The sequence below is a fragment of the Streptomyces sp. NPDC030840 genome, assembly GCF_055572015.1.
In genome coordinates, this window is the sequence record NZ_JBVIEE010000039.1 from 57,242 (window position 1) to 81,182 (window position 23,941).

A 23,941-nucleotide genomic window follows, 5' to 3' on the forward strand; every position below is an offset into this window, starting at 1 on the left:
CGTTGGTGGTGACGGCCGTGACCACGACGCCCGTGATCGTGACGGCCGCACCCGTCACGGCAGTACCCGTGGCGGCCGTGGTCGTGCTGTGTTGGTCGCAGTCATCGCGGCCGTACCCGCCACGGCCGCAGTCATCGCGGCCGTGGCGCGGGCCCGGCAACCTCGGCCGAGGCCCGCCGCGCCATGCACCCCGGGGCACAGCCACCCGCCACACCCACCCGCGCCCAGCACCCCGCGCCCCGCGCCCCGCGCAACCTTGACGGGCCCGCGCCGGCAGTCGGAGCCCGCCCAGCACCATCGCCCTGACACACGAACCACAACGCCTCCCCGCTGCCCCGGAGCCCACGGAGTGCGGCCGGACACCAGCGCCCCCTCAGCCCACCGCGCCCCCTCAGCCCACCGCCTGCCCGGGCGCCCGCGCCCCCTGAGCCCACGGCAGTGCCGCCTGTCACTCGCACCGCCTGAGCCCACCACGCGCCCCGGACACCCACACCGCCGGAGCCCACCGCCCCCGGCCGGGCGCGGCAGCGCTGCCGCGCCGCTCACCGAGGCGCGGCCGCCGTCGGCGGCGCGCGCGTCCGTTCGCCGGAGGCACCGTCCCGCTCGCGCGCGAGCCCTCGCGCCCTTCACTCGGGACACGCGCCCGTCGGCCCACGGCCTGCCGCTCCCGCCGGAGGCCCTCCGCGCGGCACCCCGCCGCCAACCCGCTCACCTGGGGTTCCGGCAGCGTTTGTCCGGGCTGTTTCGCTCTGATCACGCGTTCCCGCCCGGGACATCACTCTTTCGCCCCTACCTCTTTGTCGATACGGCCACTTTCGGACCGGTTTTGACGCAGAGCGAACCCGTTCGATCTTCGAATGATCGAAGGCATGTCCGAATTGCACGGATTGTTACTCACCAAATCGTGATCATTTCCTAAAGGAGCATGCGCCGGGTGCCGAAGACGTCTGTGACCTTGAAAGCACGGTTCGTCCCGTCTTACCCCCACGAGCCGGCCCCGTCCCGCACCCCAGGAGGCCTGGTGTCCGTTCTCCTCGAGCAGCCCGCAAGCCTGGTCGCCTACCGCCCGAACAAACCCACCGCGATGGTGGTCGTGGCCGACCCGCGCGTCCGTTCCACCGTCACCCGACATCTGTGGGCCCTCGGTGTCCGTGATGTCATCGAGGCCTCGTCCATCGCGGAGGCCCGCCCCCGCATCGCCAACCCCCGCGACATCTGCGTCGCCGACGTCCACCTGCCGGACGGCTCCGGACTCACCCTCCTGTCCGAGACCCGCGCCGCGGGCTGGCCCAACGGCCTCGCCCTCTCCGCCGCCGACGACATCGGCGCCGTCCGCAACGCCCTGGCCGGCGGTGTGAAGGGCTACGTCGTCACCGGTACGCGGACGAACATCGGCCTCCCCACCCGCCCCGGCGCCGCCCCCATCGGCTCCGCGGCGGCCCGTATGCACCGCCGCCCCCCGGGTGCCCCGAGTCACCCGGGTGGCTACCGCGAGCTGTCGGGCCGTGAGGTCGAAGTGCTGCGTCTGGTCGCCGAGGGCCAGTCCAACAAGGCCATCGGCGTCTCGATGGGCCTGTCCGCGCTCACCGTCAAGAGCCACCTCGCCCGCATCGCCCGCAAGCTCGGCACGGGCGACCGCGCCGGGATGGTGGCCGTGGCCCTGCGCACGGGGATCATCCACTGAGCGCGGGACGATGACCGGCGCTCGGTGCCCCGTGTCCGGGACCGACGGCCCCGCGCCGGTCCCGGACACGGGGTACGTGAGCCGACCGGTTCCCTGTCGGGTGTGACGGCATACCACACGACTGCACCGCGCGCGACGAACCGCGTACCGGGCGAATTCACTGACACGTGTGACATGTGGCTGGATTGCACCCCTCCGACGCCTGCCGACGGAACGTTCCATCGGCGGGCGTCGTCCCCACACGGATACCCTTGACAGGTGACCGACGCCCAAGAGACCGCAGCAGACAGCCCACTGCGCACCACCGGAGGCGCCCCTCCGGACGACGGCGGATCGTCTGCAACGGAGGCGCCGATCCCTTTGCTGGAGCCTCAGGACGGCATTCCGCCAGTGATCGCCGACGACGCCTCGCTCGCCGAGACGATCGCCGCGTTCGCCGCCGGGTCCGGTCCCGTCGCCGTGGACGCCGAACGGGCGTCCGGGTACCGATACGGCCAGCGCGCCTACCTCGTGCAACTGCGCCGCGAGGGCGCGGGCACCGCGCTCGTCGACCCCGTCGCCTGTCCCGATCTGTCGGGCCTCGGCGAGGCGCTCTCCGGTGTGGAGTGGGTGTTGCACGCGGCCACCCAGGACCTGCCCTGTCTCCGTGAGATAGGCATGGTGCCGACGCGGATCTTCGACACGGAGCTCGCCGGACGCCTCGCCGGCTTCCCCCGGGTCGGCCTCGGCGCGATGGTGGAGGGCGTCCTCGGCTACGTCCTCGAAAAGGGGCACTCCGCCGTCGACTGGTCCACCCGCCCGCTCCCCGAGCCCTGGCTGCGCTACGCCGCGCTCGACGTCGAGCTCCTCGTCGACCTGCGGGACGCTCTGGAGAAGGAGCTCGACCGGCAGGGGAAGCTGGAGTGGGCGCGGCAGGAGTTCGACGCGATCGCGTCCGCCCCGCCGCCGGAGCCCCGCAAGGACCCCTGGCGCCGTACGTCCGGGATGCACAAGGTGCGGCGGCGGCGCCAGATGGCCGTCGTACGGGAGCTGTGGGAGGCCCGCGACCGCGTCGCCCGGCGCCGGGACGTCTCACCCGGCAAGGTGCTCAGTGACGCGGCCATCGTCGAGGCCGCGCTCGGACTGCCGGCCAATGTGCAGGCGCTCGCCGCGCTGAACGGGTTCGGGCACCGCATGGGGCGGCGCCAGCTGGAGCAGTGGCAGGACGCGGTCGACCGCGCGAAGGCCCTGCCGGACGCCCAGCTGCCACAGCCGGGGCAGCCGGTGGCCGGGCCGCCGCCGCCGCGCGCCTGGGCCGACAAGGATCCGGCGGCCGCGGCGCGGCTGTCCGCGGCGCGGGCCGCCGTGTCGACGCTGGCGGAGCAGCTGAACATGCCGCAGGAGAATCTGATCACTCCGGACACGGTGCGGCGTGTCTGCTGGGAGCCGCCGAAGGTGGTGGACGCGGAGTCGGTGGGGGCGGCACTCGCGGAGTACGGGGCGCGGCCGTGGCAGGTCGAGCAGGTTACTCCGGTGCTGGTGGGGGCGCTGACAGTGCAGGGTGCGTAGTCGCCGGCCGAGGGCTGTCCCGATGCAGGGCGGCTGCGCGTTCGTCGTGGTCGCTGGCGCCCGCGCGGCGGAGCCGCACATCGACACAGCCCCGCGCCCCCGAGGGGGCGCGGCCCCTCACTTCGTAGCCCCCCTCATGAACCCGTTGTAGATGTACCGCTGCAGGAACAGGAACACGATCAGCGTCGGCAGGATCACGAGGACCGTGCCCGCCGAGATCACCTCCCAGTGCGCGCCGAAAGGGCCCTTGAAGCGAAAAAGGGACGTCGAAATCACGCCAAGATCCTCGGAGGGCATGTAGAGGAAGGGGATGTAGAAGTCGTTGTAGACGGCGATCCCCTTCACGATCACAACCGTGGCGATCGCGGGCTTGAGCAGCGGGAAGATGATCTTGCGGTAGACGGTGAAGGCGTTGGCACCGTCCAGGCGGGCCGCCTCGTCGAGGGAGACGGGGATCGATCGTACGAACTGCAGGAAGATGTAGATCGAGACGATGTCGGTGCCCGTGTAGAGCGCGATCGGTGCCCAGCGGCTGTCGAACATGCCGAAGCTGTTGACGATCTGGAAGGTCGCCACCTGGGTGGTCACCCCGGGGACGAGGGTCGCCACGAGGAAGAGGGCGAGCACCGGCTTGCGGAAGCGGAAGGTGAAGCGGTCGATCGCGTACGCGGCCATCGAGCCGATGACGACCGTGCCCGTGATGGCGAAGAGCAGGATGAAGGCCGTGTTGCCGAGCGCCGTCAGCATGCGGCCGTCCTGGAACGCCGTCGCGTAGTTGCCGAGGTTCAGCGGGTCGTCGGGGAGGGTGAGCGCGCCGCTGTCGTCCGCCATCTCCTTCGAGGACTTGAGCGAGGTCAGGAAGACGGCGGCGAGCGGCAGCAGGACGACCACGGCCGCGACGAGCAGCGACAGGTAGGTGAGCGTGCGGGCGACCGACCTGCGGACGGTCGGCGTCGGAGCCGTGCGCGTCATACGAGATCCACCTTCTCGTCGGGGACCAGGCGGCGCTGCACCCAGGTCACCGCCAGGATGATCAGCAGCAGGACGACCGCGGCGGCCGACGCGAGTCCCGTCTTGTTGAACTGGAAGGCGAGCTTCACCGTCTGGATCACGAAGGTCTCGGTGCCGGTGGCGCCGCCGGTCATGATGTACGGGATCTCGAACACCGCCAGGGAGCCGGAGATCGAGAGGATGACGGTCAGGCCGATCACCGGGCGGATGCCGGGCGCGATGATGTACCGGAACTGCTGCCAGCGGTTCGCGCCGTCGATCTCGGCGGCCTCGTACAGCTCCCCGGGGATCGACTGGATGGCGCCCAGGAACAGGACGAAGTTCAGGCCCAGGTAGCGCCAGACCGACACCCCGGCGAGCGAGATGTTCGCCGATGTGGAGGTCCCCAGCCAGGCGCGGTCCGGGTCGTGGCCGAACAGGCCCAGCACCGAGTCCAGGGTGCCGCCGTCCTGGAAGAAGTAGAGGAAGACCATGCCGATCGCCACCCCGTTGATCAGGTACGGGAAGAACAGCACGCCCTTGAAGAAGTTCCGGAAGCGGACGTTGAAGCTGAGCACGGTGGCGAAGTAGAGCGCGAGGACGATCTGGACCGCCGAGGCGGCGAGGTAGTAGCCGCTGACGAGGAAGACCTGGAAGAGCTCCTGTCTGGTGAAGATGTCGGCGTAGTTCTCGGCGCCGGTGTAGTGGAGCTCGGGGCTGACGCCGTCCCAGTCGGTGAAGCTGTACGCGACCATGTTGGCGACCGGCGCGTAGGTGAAGGTGATCAGCAGCGCCAGCGGGGCGGCCAGGAACAGCCACGGGGTGAGCCGGCGCCGGAGCAGCACCTCGCGCGGGGGCCGGGAGGCGCTGCCGGCCGGTGGCGCGGCCGTCGTCGGCCGCGCCATCTTCTGGGTGGTGTGCGTCATCAGGACCCCAGGGACTTTTCCGCCTCGGTCCAGCGCTTGCCGAGGTCGTCGAGGAAGTCGTCGAGGCTGCCCTTCTTCGCGCCGCGGGCGAGGTCGACCAGTTCCTGGCGGTAGTCGGGCTTGTAGATGCCGACCTCGGAGGCGTTGTCGATCTCCTTGACCTCCCCGCCCTTGGCGTCATCGAGCTCGATGAGCTTCACGCCGGCGTCCTCGTACGGCTTCAGCACCTCGGGGAGCGCATCGCCCTTGACCGGTGAGAGGGCCTGGTTCTGTGCCGCGTAACCGGACTTCTCGGTGAACCAGTCGATCCAGGCGCGGGCCGCCGCCTTGTGGTCCGAGTTGATGTTGACGGCCTGGTTGTAGTCGGGAGACATGGTCGCGCAGAAGGTTCCGTCGTCCTGGGCCGCCGGGAAGGGCATGAAGCCGATGTCGCCGGGGTCGGCGCCGGCTTCCTTCGCGGCTGCCTGGAACTGGACGACCGCCCAGGACCCGAGCCACATCGTGGCGATGTCGCCCTTGGCCAGCTTGGGCTTCGAGGCCTCCCAGTTGGTGGTCGTCGGGTCCTTCTCGATGAGCCCCTCGCGGACGATGTCGTACAGCATGGTGTCGCCCACGCGCAGGTCCTCGCCCTCCGCCCACGGGTCGCCCTCGGCGAGCCTGGTCGTCGCCTGCGGGTCGCAGCTGACCGCGCCGTCGACGTACGTCCACTGGGTCAGCGGCCACATGTCCTTGAAGTTCGTGTAGTACGGGACCGCGTCGGTCTTCGACTTCACGGCTTTGAGAGCGGCGATGAACTCGGCCGGTGTGGTGGGCCAGTCGGTGACACCGGCTTCCTTCCAGACCCTCTTGTTGTAGACGAAGCCGGGGACCGCTCCCATGGGGCTCTGCCCGTAGACCTTGCCGCCGACGGTGGTGAAGTCGGTGAAGTGGTACTTCTTGCTCCGCTCCGCCTGGGTGCCCAGCGAGGCGAAGAACTTGGGGTAGTCGTTCTTCTTGATGACCCCCGGGATCATCAGGACGTCGCCGTAGTTCTCCGTGTTCATGCGGATCTTGACCTCGCCCTCGTAGTCCGTGAGGGCCTCGAACTCGACCTTGACCCTGGAATAGGTCTTGTTGAACTCGGCGGCGTACTTCTTCATCGTGCCGTCCTGCACGAGGTCGGTGCGGTGGGTGAGGACCTTGATGGTTCCGGACACCTTCGACGGGTCGTCAGGCGCTGTGGCGTCCGCCCCTTTCGACGTGCCTCCGGTGCCTGTGCAGCCCGCGGTGACGATCGCGGCGGCCAGCAGTGTTCCGATGAGACTCCTGCGGTGGTTCATGTGCACCAGCTCCGTTCGGGACGGAAGAGCACCAATGGGTTGGCTGGTTCGGCACTCTGACAGTCGGCGCTGAACCGGTAAAGTCCCTATTTCGCCAAGCGTTCCGAAAGGTTTCGGGCAGTGTCTCCGGGTGTTTTCGGGTGTTGGACTGGACCGGTTTAGGGAGTGCGCATGCTGGACGCGACACCGCTCACCGAGGGATGGACCCTGCGGTACGACGGCCGGGCCCTCCCCGTCGCCGTACCGGGTTGCGTGCACACCGACCTGCTGGCGGCGGGCGTGCTCCCGGACCCCTTCCTCGGGCGGAACGAGACCGAGGTGGCGTGGGTGGGGCGGCGGGAGTGGACGTACGAGACCGACCTCGCGGCCGCCTCCGGGCACGAGCAGACCGACCTCGTCTTCGAGGGCCTCGACACGGCCGCCGAGATCGTCCTGGACGGGCGGCTCCTGGGCCGCGTACGGAACATGCACCGCTCGTACCGCTTCGACGTGACCGGCATGAGCGGCCGGCTGGCGGTGCGCTTCGCCTCCGCGTACACCGAGGCGGAGGCGGTGCGGGACCGGCTCGGCGACCGGCCGAACGCCTACCCGGAGCCCTTCCCGTTCCTGCGCAAGATGGCCTGCTCCTTCGGCTGGGACTGGGGGCCGACCCTCGTCTCGGCCGGGATCTGGCGACCGGTGCGCCTGGAGCACTGGTCGACGGCCCGGATCGCCCGGGTGCGCCCGCTGGTGACCGTCGAGGACGGCCTGGGGCGCGTCGAGCTGGTCGTCGACGTCGAGCGCACCCGCGTCGAGGCGGACCTCACCCTTGAGGCCCGGATCGGTGGCGTACGGGTGAGCGCGGCGGTCGAGGGGACCAGCGGGACCGTACGGCTCCAGGTGCCGGACGCCGCGCTGTGGTGGCCTCGGGGGTACGGTGAACAGCCGCTGTATGACGTTGAGTTGACGCTGACGCAGGTCGGGCTGGCGCAGGACGGCTCGCCGCTCGACGTGTGGCGGCGCCGGATCGGTTTCCGGAGCGTGGAGCTGGACCGGAGCGCGGACGCGCACGGCACGGGCTTCACGCTCGTCGTCAACGGGACGCGGCTGTTCGCGCGCGGGGTCAACTGGATCCCGGACGACGTGTTCCCGTCCCGGATCACCCGTGAGCGCTACCGCGAGCGGCTCACCCAGGCGGCCGGCGCGGGCGTGGACCTCGTGCGGGTCTGGGGCGGCGGGATCTACGAGAGCGAGGACTTCTACGACGCGTGCGACGAGCTGGGGCTGCTGGTGTGGCAGGACTTCCCGTTCGCGTGCGCGGCCTACCCCGAGGAGCAGCCGCTGCGGGGCGAGGTGGAGTCCGAGGCCCGCGAGAACGTCGTACGGCTGATGCCGCACCCCTCGCTCGTGCTGTGGAACGGCAACAACGAGAACCTGTGGGGTTTCAGGGACTGGGGCTGGGAGGAGCGGCTCGCCGGGGAGTCGTGGGGCGAGGGGTACTACCTGGGCGTACTGCCGCGTGTCGTGGCCGAGTTGGACCCGACCCGGCCGTACACGCCGGGCAGCCCCTGGTCCGGGTCCTGGGACCACCATCCGAACGATCCGGCGCACGGCACGCACCACTCGTGGGAGGTGTGGAACCGGGAGGACTACGCGGAGTACCGCGCGAACGTGCCCCGCTTCGTGGCCGAGTTCGGCTGGCAGGCGCCGCCCGCGTACGCGACACTGCGGCGCGCCCTGCCCGGCGAGGAGCTCGCCCCGGACTCCCCCGGCATGCTGCACCACCAGAAGGCGGAGGACGGCAACGGCAAGCTCCGGCGGGGCCTGAAGAGGCATTTCGCCTTTCCCGAGGGAGACTTCGACCGCTGGCACTACCTGACGCAGGTCAACCAGGCCCGGGCCGTCGCCGCCGGGATCGAGCACTGGCGCTCGCACTGGCCCGTGTGCGCGGGCACGATCGTGTGGCAGCTCAACGACTGCTGGCCGGTGACCTCCTGGGCCGCGGTCGACGGCGACGGACGGCCCAAGCCGCTCTACCACGAGCTGCGCCGGCTGTACGCGGACCGGCTGCTCACGCTGCGGGTACGGGAGGGCGAGCTGGTGCTGGCCGCCGTGAACCAGGCGGGCGAGGACTGGTCGCCCTCCCTCCGGCTGCGGCGGATGTCCGTGGACGGGGCGGTGGTGGCCGAGACGGACCTGGCTCTCACGGCCGCCGCGCGGACGGTCGCGGACGTACGGGTTCCGCGTGAGCTGGAGCCCGTCGGGCCGAAGGAGTTCCTGGTCGCCGACGCGGATGGGCTGCGGGCCCTGCACTTTCCGGTGCCGGACCGCGAAGTCCCGTACCCCTGGCCGGAGTTCGACGTCACCGTGGCACCCGGCACCGTGACCGTGACGGCCCGCACGCTCGTACGGGACCTGCTGCTGCAGGCCGACCGGCTGGCCCCCGCGGCCCGGACGGACACCGGGCTGGTCACCCTGCTGCCCGGGGAGCACGTCACCATGGGCGTACGCGGCTGGCAGGCGCCCGGTGACGGCTCCGGCGCGGCCGCCGTCCGGTCCGCCCTGTACTGCGTGGAGCCCACCCGATGACAACGCCCTCGACCCCGCCGACACCCTCAACGCCGTCGGCGCCCCGGGTCACGATCAAGGACGTCGCCGCACGGGCCGGGGTGTCCAAGGGAGCGGTGTCGCTGGCCTTCAACCACAAACCGGGGCTGTCCGACACCACCCGGGACCGCATCTTCGCGGCGGCCCGCGAGCTGGGCTGGGCGCCGAACCTGACCGCCCGGTCGCTGGCCGGTCAGCGGGTGGACGTCGTGGGGCTCGCTATCTGCCGCCCGGCGAAACTGCTGGGCCTCGAACCGTTCTACATGGAGTTCGTCTCCGGGGTGGAGAGCGTGCTGAGCGAACGGTCCTGCTCACTGCTCCTGCGTCTCGTGCGCAATCCCGAGGAGGAGGTGGGAATCCAGGACGCCTGGTGGCGCGGGAAGCAGGTCGGCGGATCGATCCTCGTCGACTTCCGCGCGGATGATCCCCGGGTGGCCGCGGTGCGACGGCTCGGAATGCCGGTGGTCGCGGTCGGGCACCCCTCCCTGACCGGCGGCCTCACCTCCGTGTGGACCGACGACGCCACCGCCATGACGGAGGCCGTACGGTACCTGGCGGCGCTGGGGCACCGGCGGATCGCCCGGGTGGGGGGCGCGGCGGCGCTCGGCCACACGTCCATCCGTACGGTCGCGTTCGACGACGCCGCGAGGGCGCTGGCGCTGGCCGGGGCGTGGCAGGTGGCGACCGACTTCTCGGGGGAGGCGGGGGCGAGGGCGACGCGGTCTCTCCTCGCGGCCGGCGCGGCGGATCGCCCCACGGCGATCGTGTACGACAACGACATCATGGCGGTGGCCGGGTTGTCGGTGGCGGCGGAGATGGGGTTGAGCGTGCCCGGTGACCTCTCGCTGCTGGCCTGGGACGACTCCCAGCTGTGCCGGTTGACGCATCCGACGTTGTCCGCGATGAGTCATGACGTGCACGGGTTCGGGGCGGAGGTGGCGCGGACGTTGTTCGGGGTGATCGCGGGTGAGGGGGACGGGTCGCATGCGGTGCCTACGCCGGTCTTGACGCCGAGGGGGTCCACGGCACCGCCGTCTCGGTGAAGCGACATCCCTGAGTGCGGGTTCGTTGTGGCTGGTCGCGCCCCGCGGCGGAGCCGCTGTCGACACAGTCCCGCGCCTCTGACGGGGCGCGATCACCTGAACGGAGTACAAAAATCGTGTGACCTTCGCCGCTCCCGGCCGCGGGACTGGGCAGCATGGTTACCCGCAAGTAGCATGGTTCTGAGCGCGCGCTCAGCTGTGCGTGCCGCAGCAGTGCCTATCCCGCACCCTGGAGGAGAGCCATCGTGCCTCGTACCGTCAGGGACGTCGTCTTCGTGGACGGCGTCCGTACCCCGTTCGGCAAGGCGGGCCCGAAGGGCATCTACCACGAGACCCGCGCCGACGACCTCGTCGTGAAGGCGATCCGGGAGCTGCTGCGCCGCAACCCCGGTCTCGACCCGAAGAAGGTCGACGAGGTCGCCATCGCCGCGACCACGCAGATCGGTGACCAGGGCCTGACCATCGGCCGCACGGCGGGCATCCTCGCCGGGCTGCCGCAGTCGGTCCCCGGCTACTCCATCGACCGTATGTGCGCGGGCGCGCTGACCGCCGTCACCACCACGGCCGGCTCCATCGCCTTCGGCGCGTACGACGCCGTCATCGCCGGCGGTGTCGAGCACATGGGCCGCCACCCGATGGGCGAGGGCGTCGACCCGAACCCGCGGTTCGTCAGCGAGAAGCTGGTCGACGAGTCGGCGCTGTTCATGGGCATGACCGCCGAGAACCTGCACGACCGCTACCCGCAGATCACCAAGCAGCGCGCCGACGAGTACGCCGTGCGCTCGCAGGAGAAGGCCGCCAAGGCGTACGCCAACGGCAAGATCCAGGCCGACCTGGTGCCGATCTCGGTGCGCCGCACGAACCCCGAGGGCGGCGAGACCGGCTGGGGTCTGGTCACCGCCGACGAGCCGATGCGCCCGGGCACCACGCTGGAGAACCTGGCGAACCTCAAGACGCCGTTCCGCGTCCACGGGCGGGTCACCGCCGGTAACGCGGCCGGTCTGAACGACGGCGCCACCGCCTCGATCATCGCGTCCGAGGACTTCGCCCGCGAGAACGGCCTCCCGGTGAAGATGCGCCTGGTCTCCTACGCCTTCGCGGGCGTCGAGCCGGAGGTCATGGGCTACGGCCCGATCCCGGCGACCGAGAAGGCCCTCGCCAAGGCCGGCCTGTCGATCGAGGACATCAACCTCTTCGAGATCAACGAGGCCTTCGCCGTCCAGGTCCTGGCCTTCCTGGACCACTACGGCATCGCGGACGACGACGAGCGCGTCAACCAGTACGGCGGCGCCATCGCCTTCGGTCACCCGCTGGCCTCCTCCGGCGTCCGGCTGATGACGCAGCTGGCCCGCCAGTTCGAGGAGCAGCCGCACGTCCGCTACGGCCTGACCACCATGTGCGTCGGCTTCGGCATGGGCGCGACGGTCATCTGGGAGAACCCGAACTTCGACGGAGGCAGCAAGTGAGCACCACCGCTGAGCTTTTGAAGGGTGCGGCCGAGCTGTTCCCGGACGAGGTCGTGACGTCCGCGCACGTACGCCACCTCGACCTGCCGTTCGGCGCCGGGCGCTTCGCGCTCATCACGCTGGACAACGGCTTCGACCACACCAAGCCGACCACCTTCGGCCCGGCCTCGCTCGCGAACCTCAACACCGCGATCGACCAGGTGGAGAAGGAGGCCGCGGCCGGCGAGATCGTCGGCGTCGGCATCACCGGCAAGCCGTTCATCTTCGCCGTCGGCGCCGACCTCAAGGGCGTCGAGCTGCTGAAGGAGCACAAGGACGCGCTCGCCATCGGCAAGGGCGGCCACGAGGTCTTCAAGCGCCTGGCCGCGCTCGCGGTGCCGACCTTCGCGTACTACAACGGTGCCGCGATGGGCGGCGGCGTCGAGGTCGGTCTGCACTGCCAGTACCGGACGGTCTCCAAGGCGCTGCCCGCCTTCTCGCTCCCCGAGGTCTTCCTGGGGCTCGTGCCGGGCTGGGGCGGCTGCACCCTGCTGCCGAACCTGATCGGCGCCGACAAGGCCGTCTCGGTGATCATCGAGAACAGCCTCAACCAGAACAAGCAGCTCAAGGGCCAGCAGGTCTTCGACCTCGGGATCGCCGACGCGATCTTCGAGGGCGCCGACTTCCTGGAGCAGTCGCTGGTCTGGACGGCTCAGGTCCTGAAGGGCGACATCGAGGTCGAGCGCCCGGTGATCGACCGCGGTGAGGCCTGGGACCAGGCCGTCGCCAAGGGCCGGTTCATCGCCGACAGCAAGGTGCACGGGGCGGCCCCCGCCGCGTACCGCGCGCTGGACATCATCGCCGCCGCCAAGAACGGCGACCTCCAGCAGGGCTACGACGCCGAGGACAAGGCGCTCGCCGACCTGATCATGGGCGGCGAACTGCGCGCCGGCATCTACGCGTTCAACCTGGTGCAGAAGCGCGGCAAGCGTCCCGCGGGCGCCCCGGACAAGAACCTGGCGCGTCCGGTCACCAAGGTCGGTGTCGTCGGCGCCGGTCTGATGGCCTCGCAGCTCGCGCTGCTGTTCCTGCGCCGCCTGGAGGTGCCGGTCGTGCTGACCGACATCGACCAGGAGCGCGTCGACAAGGGTGTGGGCTACGTCCACGCCGAGATCGACAAGCTGCTGGGCAAGGGCCGTATCAACCAGGACAAGGCCAACCGCCTGAAGGCGCTGGTCACCGGTGTGCTGGACAAGGCCGAGGGCTTCGCGGACGCGGACTTCGTCATCGAGGCCGTGTTCGAGGAGATCGGCGTCAAGCAGCAGGTCTTCGCGGAGGTCGAGGCGGTGGCCCCGGCGCACGCGATCCTCGCCACCAACACCTCCTCCCTCTCCGTCTCGGAGATGGCGTCGAAGCTCAAGAACCCCGAGCGGGTCGTGGGCTTCCACTTCTTCAACCCGGTCGCGGTGCTGCCGCTCCTTGAGATCGTCCGCGGCGAGAAGACGGACGACGCCTCGCTGGCCACGGCGTTCGCCGTCGCCAAGAAGCTGAAGAAGACCGCGGTGCTCACCAAGGACGCCCCGGCGTTCGTCGTGAACCGCATCCTCACCCGCTTCATGGGCGAGATCCAGAACGTCATCGACGAGGGCACGCCGGTCGAGGTCGCCGAGAAGGCCGTCGAGCCGCTCGGTCTGCCGATGTCCCCGCTGGTGCTGCTGGAGCTGGTCGGCCCGGCGATCGGTCTGCACGTCTCCGAGACGCTCAACGGCGCCTTCCCGGACCGCTTCAAGGTCTCCCCGAACCTCAAGGCGGTCGTGGAGGCGGGCAAGCGCGGCTTCTACGTGTACGACAGCGGCAAGCCCGAGCTCGACCCGGAGGTCGCCGCGCTGCTGAAGCAGGGCGACCGGGTCCTGACCGAGGAGCAGGTGCGGGCGCGGGTGCTGGACGCGGTGGCCCAGGAGATCGGCATCATGCTCGACGAGGGCGTGGTGGCCGAGGCCCAGGACATCGACCTGTGCCTGATCACGGGCGCCGGCTGGCCCTTCCACCTGGGCGGCATCACGCCGTACCTGGACCGCGAGGGCGTCAGCGAGCGGGTGAACGGCAAGACGTTCCTGGAGCCGGGGGTGGCTTCGGTTCCGGCGTGACACCGGCGCACCGCGTGTGAAAGGCGGGTTGGACGGGAGGGCTTCCCGTCCAACCCGCCTTTCGTGTCAGTAGGCCTGGCCGTAGTAGGCGCCCAACGCCGCGCCGGCCGACGCGCCCATGACCGTGAAGGGCACCTGCGCCGCGGGGGACTCCGCGCCCGTTGCGTCGGCGGAGAAGACCTCCACGAGGTGCATCCCCTCGCTCCACGCCCAGCCCGGGTCCCAGGACCACCTGCCGTCGGAGGAGACCGCGGTCGCTCCCAGGAACACGCCGTTCTCCCGGAAGCCCACCTGTGCGGCGCCCCCGGCAACTCCCGTGAAGGCGACCGTCGCGCCCATCACCTGCTCGTGGGCCGCCGGCATCGAGACGACCGGCGTCTGCAGCCCCTGCCCGGCGGTGGGCACGGTGGCGCCCGGCAGCGGCGTGGCCGCGGCCATGCCCTGCGCCGAGGGCTTGTCGGAGACCGTGAAGGGAACCTCGGTCCGCTCGGAGTGGAAGCCGGTCGGGTCCACCCCGAAGAGCCTGACGAGGTGTTTCCCCTTGGTCCACGGTCTGCCCAGCTCCCAGGACCAGCTGCCGTCCGCCGCGACGGGGGGCGACCCGAGGAACTTGCCGTGCTCCCAGAGACTGACGCGCACGGCACCCGGAGCGGAGCCCGAGAACCGCACGGTGGTGCCGTACACCTCCTCCTGGTGGGCCGGCGACGCGACCACGGGCGGCAGGAACTCCGTCTTCACCATGGACGTGGCCGCGAGGTAACCGTCGATGGCCGACCGGTCACGGTCCGGTTCCTCGTAGCCGTTCCGCACGAAGCCGATACGCGGAACGATCCCGTCGATGAGGAAGTTGATGATCCCCATGAGGACGGGGACGTTTCTCCTCGTCACGTCCGTGTGGTTGGTGATGAAGGGGGACTCGCTGAAGATGAAGTTGAAGTTCTCGTACCGCTGGAAGAGCCCGAGGAACGGCTCCACCTGCTCCGCGTACTGCTCGTCCTGCGGTGACGAGAGCAGGTAGATGTTGGCGCTCCGGTTGGCCTCGGACCGCACCAGGTCGGGAATGATCGAGTCCAGGATCCGCACGTTCTCGTCGCGCGGCTCGTCACCCATCATGAACTGGGCGACGGTCGGGACCTTCTGCTGGACGTAGGTCCCGACGAGGAACTGGGGAACGATGGACACGATGTTCCTGAAGCCGTACCGCAACCCGAAGTAGAGGGCCGCGCTGCCCCCCTTCGATCCGCCCCACATGGTGACGTTGTCCGGGGTGAGGTCGAGGGACTTCATCACGTTGAAGATGAGCGTGATGACGGATCTCTCCAGGGAGAAGTCCATCTCCTTGCACCAGTAATAGGTGTTCTTGTCCTGGAACTTGTCGCGTATCCAGAGGATGTTCGCCCGGAGATTGTCGAAAACGCCGTTCGACCAGCCGTACTCGTCCGGTGCGGAGAAGTTGGCGAAAACGACGACCAGATGCCGGTTGCCGTTCTTCGCGTGGGCGAACCGGTACTCGACCGGAAAGCTCCCGGAAGCTTCGATCCCGTTGAGCAGCTGCCGCTTCGAGGCTGGTTTAGACATGTACGGTTTCCACTCTCATCAGGTACTTCGAAGTCGGACGGGTGCTGTACCCGTGATGGGTCGAATGCCCGGACCGGGCTGACAGGTCATCACATTGGTGCCCGGTCAGCTCATCGGACATCATGTCGGGATGCTGTTCATGGCTTCCCGGCCCGCGTCCGGACGGCGCGGGCACCGAGTGTCCAGGATCGTGGTCGTGGTGCTCGCGCTGCTGGGGTTCGCCGCCGCGGTGACTCTGACGCAGTCCGTCGCGCCGACCCGTTCCTTCGCCTCCGCCGGGAAGGTGACCGTGGCGACGTGGAACATGTGTGGCGTCCAGCAGTGGGGCTGCGCGGGGAGCGGCAGCAGCAAGGAGAAGAACCGCCGACTGCTGCGGCTGGTCACCAAGGGGGGTGCCCGGGTGATCCTGCTGCAGGAGACCTGCGCCGCCGATCTGGAGTCGGCGCGCAAGGCCCTGGGACCGTCCTGGCGCACCGCGTTCAAGGCGTACGAGTGGCGCAACGCCGCGGGCCGTGAGAGCACCGTGCGGTGTGCGGCGAACGGCCAGGGCGCGGCCGGCTTCGCCATCCTCTCGGCGTCCGCCCTGTCCGACGTGACCTCGGTGGCCGCGCGGCAGCCCGAGGTCGGACTGCAGCGGGGCATTCTCTGCGCATGGGTGGCCGCGCCGCGCATCACGGTGTGCAACGCCCATCTGAGCCTGCCCGGCAGCGATCTGGCGCACCCCGGCTGGGAGTACCGCGACGACCAGTTGAGGGCGCTGGTGGCCGCCGTACCGAAGAAGCGAACGGTGTACGGCGGTGACTTCAACCTGGATCCGCCGGGCGCGCGCGACCCCGCCGGCTGGGTGTGGCCGTCGGCTCCGTACCGCACCCACAGGGAGTGCGAGCAGACCTCCGGCTCCTCCCGGTCGGGCCGGGCCACCCACAAGTCCGGTCACAAGCTGGACTACCTCTTCACCGGCCTCCCGAGGGTGTCGTGCACCGTGCGCGACACGGGGGTGTCCGACCATCGGGCGCTGCTGATCCGGGTGCGCGCCGGCTGAGTGAACGCCGAGGAGGCGCTCGATCCTCCCACCGTGGGCACGGGGTGTGTCGAACGCCTGGGGCACGAGCGGCTGCGCGGTCATGGGTCGCTGTGGCCGTCCGGCTCGGGCGGGCGCGGCCACGTCTCGCGGGTGGTGTCCCCGGCCGCTGTCATCGCCGTCACATGATCACGCCCTCGTACGTCCGGCCGTCGGGGTGCGGCGTCGAGGAGACCCGCCCGGACGTGAGCGGGACACGAGTCGATACCAGTTGTGGCGCATGGGGTTGCCGTCGGCCCTGCTGAGGTGCGGGTGCCTGCCCCTGAGATCCGTAGCCGTCCGTCCCGGGCCGGCCGGACATCGCGTTCGACGCCTGGTCGGCACCGGACTGCTGGCTCTGAGGCTGTGTCTGCGGGCTGAACCAGTGCTGCGCGTTCCACTGGATCGGGGTGAGGGCGCGGCCGGTGTGGCGGGTGTCCACGGTTCCGACGGCCGGGGCCTTCGCGTCCTCGGGCGCCAGATCGCCGCCCGCGATCAGCAGCCGGTCGGCGAGCCGGGCGGAGGCGTATCCGTCGTCGAGGTCGCAGAACTCGCCCTGGAACCAGCGGTAGCGCTCGGTGTAGGCGGCCTGGATCCCGTCGATCTCGCGAATGGCGGTCACCAGGTCCTCCGAGCGGTACACCAGGGGCCCCGGAGCGCTGTTCTCGAAGTCGAAGTAGAAGCCGCGCAGCGTGTCGCGGTAGTGGTCCAGGTCGTAGGTGAAGAAGAGGATCGGGCGCCCGGTGTTGACGTAGTCGAACATCAGGGACGAGTAGTCCGTGATCATGACGTCGGTGATCAGCGACAGGTCGGCCATGTCCGGGTAGTCGGAGACGTCGTAGACGAAACCGTCGCCGGCACCCGGCACCGGGTCCACCACGTTGGGATGGCGGCGCACCATGAGGACGTGATCGGCGCCCAGGCGGGCCCGGGCGTCTTCGAGGTCGATACGGAAGTCGAACTTGTACTTGCCCGGCGCGTAGAACTGGTCGTCGCGCCACGTGGGGGCGTACATGATCACGCGCTTGCCCTCGGGCAATCCGATGCGGCGGCGGATCTCCTGCTCGCGCCGCTCCATGCCGGGTCTTCGCAGGATGTCGTTGCGGGGGTAGCCGCACTCCACCATCTCGCCCGGGAAGCCGAAGGCACGCTTGAGGATCGGGGTGGAGAAGCTGTTGGGCGAGACGAGCATGTCCCAGTTCTGCACCTCCTTCTCCACCCGCTCGAGGTAGCGCTGGTCGGCGAAGTGGATGGCCTCGATGTCGTGGCCGATCTTCTTCAACGGGGTGCCGTGCCAGGTCTGCACGACGACCTGGCCGTCCCTCTTCTGGAACCAGTCGGGGAGGTGGTTGTTGGCGACGACGTACCGGCTGCGGGCCAGCGCGTCGTACCACTCGGGCGACCACATGCGCACCTGTGTGGCCGTGTCCGGCACATCGACCTGGTCGTCCCGCACGACCCACAGGTGTTCGAGGTCGACACCGCGACGCACCAGTTCCTCGTGCAGGGCACGCGGGCTGTCCGAGTACTGGGTGCCCTTGAAGGCGTCGAAGAGGATCGCGGGGCGGACCTTCTTGCGGCGGGCCGCGGGGTAGGCCTTGGTGCGCAGGATCTTCTGGCGGTAGGGGCCCCGGGCGTAGTCCGGCATGGCGGAGTGGACCATCAGCGACAGCCGGTCGTACGCCTCGGCCTGGAGCTCGTAGCGCCGTTCGTTCTCCTCGTAGTGCTGCGGGAACTCGCTGACGAGATCCTGCTCGATCTTCACCATCAGGTCCTCGAGGCGTTCCTCCCTGGAGACGGCCGAGAGGTCCTGGCGTCTGAGGAAGAAGTCCCAGCGGCCGGCGGCGAGCGGGATGTCACCGGCGAGCGTCCGCATGGCGGCGGGGGCCACCACACAGCGGAACTCGTCACCGTTCCACGTCAGCGGAACGGTGCGCTCCGCCCCGTGCGCGCGGGAGCGCACCACCATGTGCGCGGCCCGGTACTCAGCGGGGGAGAGCCGGTCGGCGGCGGTGTACCGGCCGGTGATCTCCAGCGACCCGTCCTCCCGCCAGCCCAGGTGGGTCGCCCTGGGCAGGGTCGCGCGCTCGAAGAGGACGAGATAGCCGGAACCGTTGCGGTGGACGACCACCTCCCGGTCGTCCTCGCGCGTCTGGAGTGACGCCGGCATGCGGTAGTGACCGTCCTGCGTCTCCTCGGCCATGACGGGGTAGAGGGCCGCCTTGCGGCCCTCCACGTGGAAGGTGGTCTTCCAGCCGTTGCTGCCCATGCTCCAGGACTGCGGAATCTCCACACCTGGCTGCGCATCGGCCCGGAATCCCGGGACGAGGGAGCGCAGCGGCAGTCTCGTCACGAAGGTGCACCACCCGTCACCGCCGGGGGTGAAGTGGACCCAGGCGTCGTGCCGCCCGGCGCCGGTCATGCTCGTGACCCGGAACTTGCCCCACTCGGGCACCTTCGGGCCGAGATAGACGCCGCGCAGTTCGAGTTTGTCGCCCACGACCCGGTGGGCGGTGATCCGGCAGCGTACGACCTCTACGCGCAGCTTGAGCTTGCCCTGCAGGAACAACGGAAGGATGCGGGTGTTCTTGTCGACATAGCGGTACGGCGGGTTCGCGGCGGTTCCGGCGCTCCCCCGGTCGATGCCCCGGTAGCGGAACAGCCCGCGGCTGAGCACCCCGGTCGCGACGTCCCAGGTGCCCTCGACCCACTGGCCCTTGCGCTTCAGCCGGGTCACGTCGATCCGTGCCTCGAAACCGGCCCAGTCGTAGCAGTAACGATTCTGCCCCGAGTGTTCGGTGGCCTGCGGCGCGTAGGTGGTCTTCGCCGCCCCGATCACCATGCGCCCCTGCTTCTTGTTCCGCAGGGCGATCGCCTTCACCGACATGTGCCGCTTGTGGACGTTGATGAAGCGGACGTACGCCGTCCCCGTGAGCGTCAGGAAGTGGGTGCTCTGAGTGCTCCAGCGGGCACCGCTCAGCGAACCGTGGAGGGAGAACTCCTTGTCGAGCCGGTACGCCTTCTTGTCGATGCCCACCTCGCGGTCCCCGAGGTAGGGGTACTTGAGGTAGCGGTGCAGGCGCCGCTGGACCGGCATCGGGCCGCTGCGGCGCTCGAACTCGATCACGTCGAGCAGTTCGTCGATACGCCCGTCGCGCACCAGGAGCCACTTGACCCGGGCATCCGCGGGAAGCTCGTCGATGATGCTGGGGTCGGCCTCGTCCAGGAACTCGTTGGCCCAGTCCATGAAGGCGTCCTGGTACTCCTCGTCGGCGTCCGGGAGCACCTTCAGGTGCAGCATGAGGTCGGACTTCAGACAGGCGAGGTCGTACTTGCGCTTCGCCTCCACGTACAGCTTGGAGCGCCGTTCGGCGAGGAAGCGGCTCACCGACTGCACGGCCGCGACACGGTCCCGGAGGTTCGACAGTTCGGTGTGGCGCTGGGTGATCGACGGGGCGGCTCCGCCTTCCCGGCGGCGCCAGAAGTACACGACGTCCGTGATGACGTCGACCTTCTCGGCCCGGAAGTGGGCGAACATGTTGACCCAGGAGTCCTCGTACAGGACGCCCTCGGGGAACTCGATGTACTGGTAGTCCCAGAAGGATCTTCGGAACAGCTTGTTCCAGACCGTGCGGTCGTAGATCAGTGCTTCGAACCTGGTGATGTGCGTGCCGCGCCGGTTCTTCTGCATCGGGCCCTTGTGCAGCGGGGACTGCCACTTCTTGGTGGAGTTCATCATCTGCACGTTGCCCGAGACGAAGTCCGAGTCGGACTCCTCAAGGGTGCGGACCATCAGCTCGTAGGCGTACTCGGGGATGACGTCGTCGCCGTCGACGAAGGCGAGGAACTCCCCCTCGGGGTGCATGGCCCTGAGCCCGGTGTTCCTGGCGTGGCCCGGGCCGTGCGGCTCCTGGCGGATCAGACGGAAGCGCGGGTCCCTGGCGCAGAACTCGGCCGCGATCTCCGTGGACCGGTCGGTGGAGCCGTCGTCGACGAGGAGCACCTCCAAGTCCCGGAACGACTGCTGTGCTATCGACTCCAGGCACTCGGCGAGGTACACCTCCACATCCTGAAAGGGCACGACGACACTCAGACGCGGATGTTCCGCCAACTGACACTCCCACCAAGACAATTCGCCACATCCGGAAAAAACCGTCAGGCCTTACCGGATGCCCCACCCCTACGCGGCGTGCCTGGTGCAACCCCCATCGCTCTGGCACCCCCATCCCGTGGCTTCACGCCGGTCCCCCTTGACCGTCAAGCCCCAGGATCGTCATATCTTATGTCGCACTTATGAGTGGTCAAGGGGACGTAATGTGTTCTTCACCGCTGTCATGCGCTAAGGTCCCCCGCCCTTAAGTGGGGTGCCTATAGTTCTCCCAGCGCATCGACGACATCAGCGGGCCGGCCTCCCCCCACCCGGGCCCCACCACTCCGCCGGCGCGGAGCCCGTGAGGAGAGGGAACGAAGAGCATGACGCACAGCGCCACCACTGAGCCCCGACGTGCCCGCAGGGCCGCTCCCGGCGGGCGCCGCAAGAGCGAGGGCGGCAGACGGCGGCGCCCGGAGCGCGGCGGACGGCGGTGGGGCCGTATCGTGCTGCTGGTGCTCCTGGTCCTGCTGCTGGCCGCGGGCGGCACGGCTTACTGGCTCTACTCCAACCTCAACAGCAACATCGACGGCGTCGACCTCGACAGGACACTCGGCGACGACCGGCCCGAGAAGCTGCCGACGTCGGGGCAGAACATCCTGGTCCTGGGCTCCGACTCGCGATCCGGTAAGAACGCCTCGCTCGGCACGGGCAACGTCTCCGGGGCCCGATCCGACACGGCCCTGGTGATGCACATACCCGAGGGCCGGACCAAGGCCGTCGCCGTCAGCATTCCTCGCGACACCCTGGTCACCCGCCCCGAGTGCACCAAACCGGACGGTTCCACCCTGGCCTCGGCGAAGAGGGTGATGTTCAACTCCGTGTACTCGCTGGCCGGTCCGGCCTGCGTGGTGAAAACCGTGGAGAAGATGTCCGGAGTGCGGATGGACCACTTCGTGGAGATCGACTTCGCAGGCTTCAAGGAGCTGGTCGACGCCATAGGCGGTGTGACGGTCACCACCGACCAGGACATCAAGGACACGTCCAGCGGCCTGGATCTGAGCGCCGGCACGCACAAGCTGAACGGCACCCAGTCACTCGCGTTCGTACGGACCCGGCACGGCATCGGTGACGGAAGCGATCTGGGCCGCATCGGTCTCCAGCAGCAGTTCATGATCGCCCTGCTGAGCGAGATCAAGAAGCAGGACCTGCTGGGCAGCCCGACGAAGACCTACAAGATCGCCGACACACTCACCTCGGCGCTCACCACCGACTCCGATCTGGCGTCCCTGACGAAACTCGCGGAGTTCGGGCGCAGCATGAACGGAGTGGACCCGTCCACCATGGAGACGATCATGCTCCCGGTGGCCTACGACAAGATCGATCCGAACCGGGTGGTGGCCGCGGAACCGCAGGCCACCAAGCTGTGGAAGGCGATCCGCACGGACTCGGACATCCCCGAGTCCGCCAAGAAGTCACCCGCGACGGGCGGTTGAGCCCACCGAGGCCGACAGCGGGGCGCCGTCCCGCGCCGGACCGGCGCCCCGGTCCTGCTGCCCACCGTCTGCTTCCACCGGGCCGGCAGGACCCCCAGGGGCAATGCGATGAGCAGCCGGTACGGCACCGGGGCTGCGGTCAGCCAGAGGGCCGGGTCACAGTCGCTGCCACTGGCTGAGGGTCAGCCCGGTCGGCTCCTCCTGGCGAGCCACCTTCGGCACCCCGTCCAGGTCGATCAGCGCCATGACCACCCGCCCCCGGCCGTCCCGGCCCAGGGCAGGTGTGCCCTGGCAGCGTTCACCCAGCGCGTACCACCAGAAACCGTTCGCCTCGTTCTCGGTACCGCCGAGGCCCAGCACGACCGAGCCGCTCTGGTCCCGGTGGGCGAGCACGACGCAGTCGTAGCCGTCCAGCGGCGTGCGCAGCACCGCGTACGCTCCTTCGGCTCCGGCCCCTCCCAGCGCGACCGGCCAGCCGCCCGCCCGCCACGCCGCCGCACCACGGCTCTCGGCGTCCGTCCAGAAGAACGTGACACGGTCCGGCCCGGTCTCCAGCGCGGCGACCGTGCCCGGCAACGGGCGGAGCGAAAAGCCCCGCGGCTGTTCGAAGCTGCCGCCCGGCTGCGTCTGCCGCCACACCAGCACGCCCGTCTCGGCGGCGGCACACACCTCGATCCGTCCCCCCGCGAGGGTGGCGGGCGCGGGCAGCGCGTCGATGCCGCCGCCGAGCAGGTCCTCCCAGGCCTTCCACTTGCCGTTCGGGGCCTCACGCCGCAGCATCAGACCGCGGCGCGCACTCCGCACGAACACGTGCACGGTGCCGTCCGCGGCGACGGCCCCCATCGGCGGACCCAGAAGCCTGCCCTGCTCCCTGTCCTGATGGGGGTTGCCGATCGAGCGCCAGTCGCTGAAGGCCAGTCCCGTCTGGTACTGGATGGCGTGCACGATGTCCACACTCCGGGCGCCGTCGGCGCCGACACGCTCTCGGCGGCCGAGAAAGTGGACATACGTGTTGGCTCCCTGCACCACCGTGAGGTCGGTGAGGCCGGCCACGGCCACGAAGTGCGGTCCGGTCCAGGCGGGGCCGCCGACGGCCGTCTCGGTCCAGCGCAGCAGCCCGCCCTCGGTGGGCGCGTAGAGACTCAGCCGACCGTCCTTGCCGCGGGTGAGCCAGGTGCCGTGGGCGGTACCGGACGCAACGCGTCCCTGCTCCGCCACGGTGAGGGCGACCGGACGGGCGGCACCCACGGAGCCTGCCGACCTTCTCCGCATGGTCTGGTGCACCTCCCTGAAGCCCACCGCATCACGAACACGGAAACCCTGAAACTCGACACATCATATGCCGTTCGGTCACCAGTTCTCCGGACTCGGTCGGGTGCCCGGCACCTCCGCGTACCGCCCCCGGGCAGCCCACCGAGCCGGGCCCCCTGTGTCCGTTCCCGCACCATGGTTCGCTTCTCTTCCGTGCGGCACCGACACTGTCTCCGTGGAGCAGACCATGACGACACTGGTGATCATCGACGCGGCGAACGTCATCGGCTCCGTCCCCGACGGCTGGTGGCGCGACCGGCGGGGCGCGGCGGAGCGGCTGCGCGACCGGCTCGCCCGGGACGGGGTGCCCGGACAGGACGATGCCGCGGAGCTCGTCCTGGTCGTCGAAGGGGCGGCCCGCGGTGTGGAGTCGGTCCCCGGCGTACGGGTCGAGCAGGCGCCCGGGAGCGGTGACGACCGGATCGTCGAACTCGTCGCCGAGGCCTCGGACCGACCCCGTCTCGTCATCTCAGCCGATCGCGAACTACGCACGCGGGTATGCGAGTTGGGGGCGGACGTGGCCGGGCCGCGGACGGTGCGCGGTCGGTCCTGAACAGTCCCTCCGTACGCCGACCGGCCCCGCGTCCCCACCTGAAGCGGGACTCACGGGGCCGGTACGGCGCGGGGGGGTGCCTCTATGTCTTTCGTCAAGCGAGGCGTGGAGTTCTGGGTTCGTAGAAGGTGCCGTCGCGGAGCATCGCGAACAGCACGTTGATCC

At 69.7% G+C, this 23,941-nt stretch carries 15 protein-coding genes; 9 read left to right on the forward strand and 6 right to left on the reverse strand.

Going from position 1 to position 23,941, the window contains the following annotated elements:
- Positions 1-1,021 precede the first annotated feature (1,021 nt).
- Positions 1,022-1,684, forward strand: a complete 663-nt coding sequence (locus ACZ49J_RS44100; RefSeq protein WP_467456929.1) for a LuxR C-terminal-related transcriptional regulator — start codon at positions 1,022-1,024, stop codon at positions 1,682-1,684.
- Positions 1,685-1,942: 258 nt separating this feature from the next.
- Entirely contained in the window at positions 1,943-3,232 is a 1,290-nt protein-coding gene (locus ACZ49J_RS44105) for an HRDC domain-containing protein (RefSeq protein ID WP_467456928.1), read from the forward strand.
- Between the two features lie 117 nt (positions 3,233-3,349).
- On the opposite strand, the gene ACZ49J_RS44110 is transcribed toward ACZ49J_RS44105, so the two are convergent.
- From ACZ49J_RS44110 to ACZ49J_RS44120, 3 genes are read right to left on the reverse strand one after another with little or no spacing between them, the layout of a single operon-like run.
- On the reverse strand, positions 3,350-4,204 hold the full coding sequence (locus ACZ49J_RS44110; protein ID WP_467456926.1) for a carbohydrate ABC transporter permease: 855 nt from the start codon (positions 4,202-4,204) through the stop codon (positions 3,350-3,352).
- The gene (locus tag ACZ49J_RS44115) at positions 4,201-5,148 is read right to left on the reverse strand and encodes a carbohydrate ABC transporter permease (protein WP_467456924.1); all 948 of its coding nucleotides are present in this window, start codon (positions 5,146-5,148) and stop codon (positions 4,201-4,203) included. The genes ACZ49J_RS44110 and ACZ49J_RS44115 overlap by 4 nt, the downstream gene beginning before the upstream one ends.
- Positions 5,148-6,467, reverse strand: a complete 1,320-nt coding sequence (locus ACZ49J_RS44120) for an ABC transporter substrate-binding protein (protein WP_467456923.1) — start codon at positions 6,465-6,467, stop codon at positions 5,148-5,150. Before ACZ49J_RS44120 ends, ACZ49J_RS44115 begins: the two co-directional genes overlap by 1 nt.
- A 171-nt stretch (positions 6,468-6,638) precedes the next feature.
- Here ACZ49J_RS44120 and ACZ49J_RS44125 point away from each other — a divergent pair, with 171 nt between their 5' ends.
- The 4 genes from ACZ49J_RS44125 (at position 6,639) to ACZ49J_RS44140 (ending at position 13,688) form a co-directional block, all read left to right on the forward strand.
- A complete protein-coding gene (locus tag ACZ49J_RS44125) occupies positions 6,639-9,035 on the forward strand; it encodes a glycoside hydrolase family 2 protein (protein WP_467456922.1) in 2,397 nt (798 codons plus the stop codon).
- On the forward strand, positions 9,032-10,096 hold the full coding sequence (locus ACZ49J_RS44130) for a LacI family DNA-binding transcriptional regulator (protein ID WP_467456920.1): 1,065 nt from the start codon (positions 9,032-9,034) through the stop codon (positions 10,094-10,096). Before ACZ49J_RS44125 ends, ACZ49J_RS44130 begins: the two co-directional genes overlap by 4 nt.
- A gap of 245 nt (positions 10,097-10,341) precedes the next feature.
- Positions 10,342-11,562 (forward strand): thiolase family protein, encoded by a 1,221-nt coding sequence (locus ACZ49J_RS44135; RefSeq protein WP_467456919.1) that lies wholly within the window; start codon positions 10,342-10,344, stop codon positions 11,560-11,562.
- A complete protein-coding gene (locus ACZ49J_RS44140; RefSeq protein WP_467456918.1) occupies positions 11,559-13,688 on the forward strand; it encodes a 3-hydroxyacyl-CoA dehydrogenase NAD-binding domain-containing protein in 2,130 nt (709 codons plus the stop codon). The genes ACZ49J_RS44135 and ACZ49J_RS44140 overlap by 4 nt, the downstream gene beginning before the upstream one ends.
- A 66-nt stretch (positions 13,689-13,754) precedes the next feature.
- Here the strand turns inward: ACZ49J_RS44140 and ACZ49J_RS44145 are convergent, their stop codons facing one another.
- The gene (locus ACZ49J_RS44145; protein WP_467456917.1) at positions 13,755-15,266 is read right to left on the reverse strand and encodes a hypothetical protein; all 1,512 of its coding nucleotides are present in this window, start codon (positions 15,264-15,266) and stop codon (positions 13,755-13,757) included.
- A 130-nt stretch (positions 15,267-15,396) separates the two neighbouring features.
- Between ACZ49J_RS44145 and ACZ49J_RS44150 the strand changes: the two genes are divergently transcribed.
- Positions 15,397-16,308 (forward strand): endonuclease/exonuclease/phosphatase family protein, encoded by a 912-nt coding sequence (locus ACZ49J_RS44150; RefSeq protein WP_467456915.1) that lies wholly within the window; start codon positions 15,397-15,399, stop codon positions 16,306-16,308.
- A gap of 160 nt (positions 16,309-16,468) precedes the next feature.
- Here ACZ49J_RS44150 and ACZ49J_RS44155 read toward each other — a convergent pair whose 3' ends face one another.
- Positions 16,469-20,407 (reverse strand): bifunctional glycosyltransferase/CDP-glycerol:glycerophosphate glycerophosphotransferase, encoded by a 3,939-nt coding sequence (locus tag ACZ49J_RS44155; protein WP_467456914.1) that lies wholly within the window; start codon positions 20,405-20,407, stop codon positions 16,469-16,471.
- 392 nt (positions 20,408-20,799) lie between these two features.
- Here ACZ49J_RS44155 and ACZ49J_RS44160 point away from each other — a divergent pair, with 392 nt between their 5' ends.
- Entirely contained in the window at positions 20,800-21,912 is a 1,113-nt protein-coding gene (locus ACZ49J_RS44160; RefSeq protein ID WP_467456912.1) for an LCP family protein, read from the forward strand.
- A 156-nt stretch (positions 21,913-22,068) separates the two neighbouring features.
- Here the strand turns inward: ACZ49J_RS44160 and ACZ49J_RS44165 are convergent, their stop codons facing one another.
- Positions 22,069-23,160, reverse strand: coding sequence for a DUF8189 domain-containing protein (locus ACZ49J_RS44165; RefSeq protein ID WP_467456911.1), 1,092 nt, complete (start codon positions 23,158-23,160; stop codon positions 22,069-22,071).
- A gap of 250 nt (positions 23,161-23,410) precedes the next feature.
- Between ACZ49J_RS44165 and ACZ49J_RS44170 the strand changes: the two genes are divergently transcribed.
- Positions 23,411-23,776, forward strand: a complete 366-nt coding sequence (locus tag ACZ49J_RS44170; RefSeq protein WP_467456910.1) for an NTP pyrophosphohydrolase — start codon at positions 23,411-23,413, stop codon at positions 23,774-23,776.
- The last annotated feature ends 165 nt before the right edge of the window (positions 23,777-23,941 follow it).

What these genes read in the sequence shown, in the direction of transcription:
- ACZ49J_RS44115 (WP_467456924.1), bottom strand. Translation starts at nt 5,148, where the DNA reads ATGACGCACACCACCCAGAAGATGGCGCGGCCGACGACGGCCGCGCCA.
- ACZ49J_RS44145 (WP_467456917.1), bottom strand. Translation starts at nt 15,266, where the DNA reads ATGTCTAAACCAGCCTCGAAGCGGCAGCTGCTCAACGGGATCGAAGCT.
- ACZ49J_RS44150 (WP_467456915.1), top strand. Translation starts at nt 15,397, where the DNA reads ATGCTGTTCATGGCTTCCCGGCCCGCGTCCGGACGGCGCGGGCACCGA.
- ACZ49J_RS44120 (WP_467456923.1), bottom strand. Translation starts at nt 6,467, where the DNA reads ATGAACCACCGCAGGAGTCTCATCGGAACACTGCTGGCCGCCGCGATC.
- ACZ49J_RS44110 (WP_467456926.1), bottom strand. Translation starts at nt 4,204, where the DNA reads ATGACGCGCACGGCTCCGACGCCGACCGTCCGCAGGTCGGTCGCCCGC.
- ACZ49J_RS44170 (WP_467456910.1), top strand. Translation starts at nt 23,411, where the DNA reads ATGACGACACTGGTGATCATCGACGCGGCGAACGTCATCGGCTCCGTC.
- ACZ49J_RS44125 (WP_467456922.1), top strand. Translation starts at nt 6,639, where the DNA reads ATGCTGGACGCGACACCGCTCACCGAGGGATGGACCCTGCGGTACGAC.
- ACZ49J_RS44130 (WP_467456920.1), top strand. Translation starts at nt 9,032, where the DNA reads ATGACAACGCCCTCGACCCCGCCGACACCCTCAACGCCGTCGGCGCCC.
- ACZ49J_RS44160 (WP_467456912.1), top strand. Translation starts at nt 20,800, where the DNA reads ATGACGCACAGCGCCACCACTGAGCCCCGACGTGCCCGCAGGGCCGCT.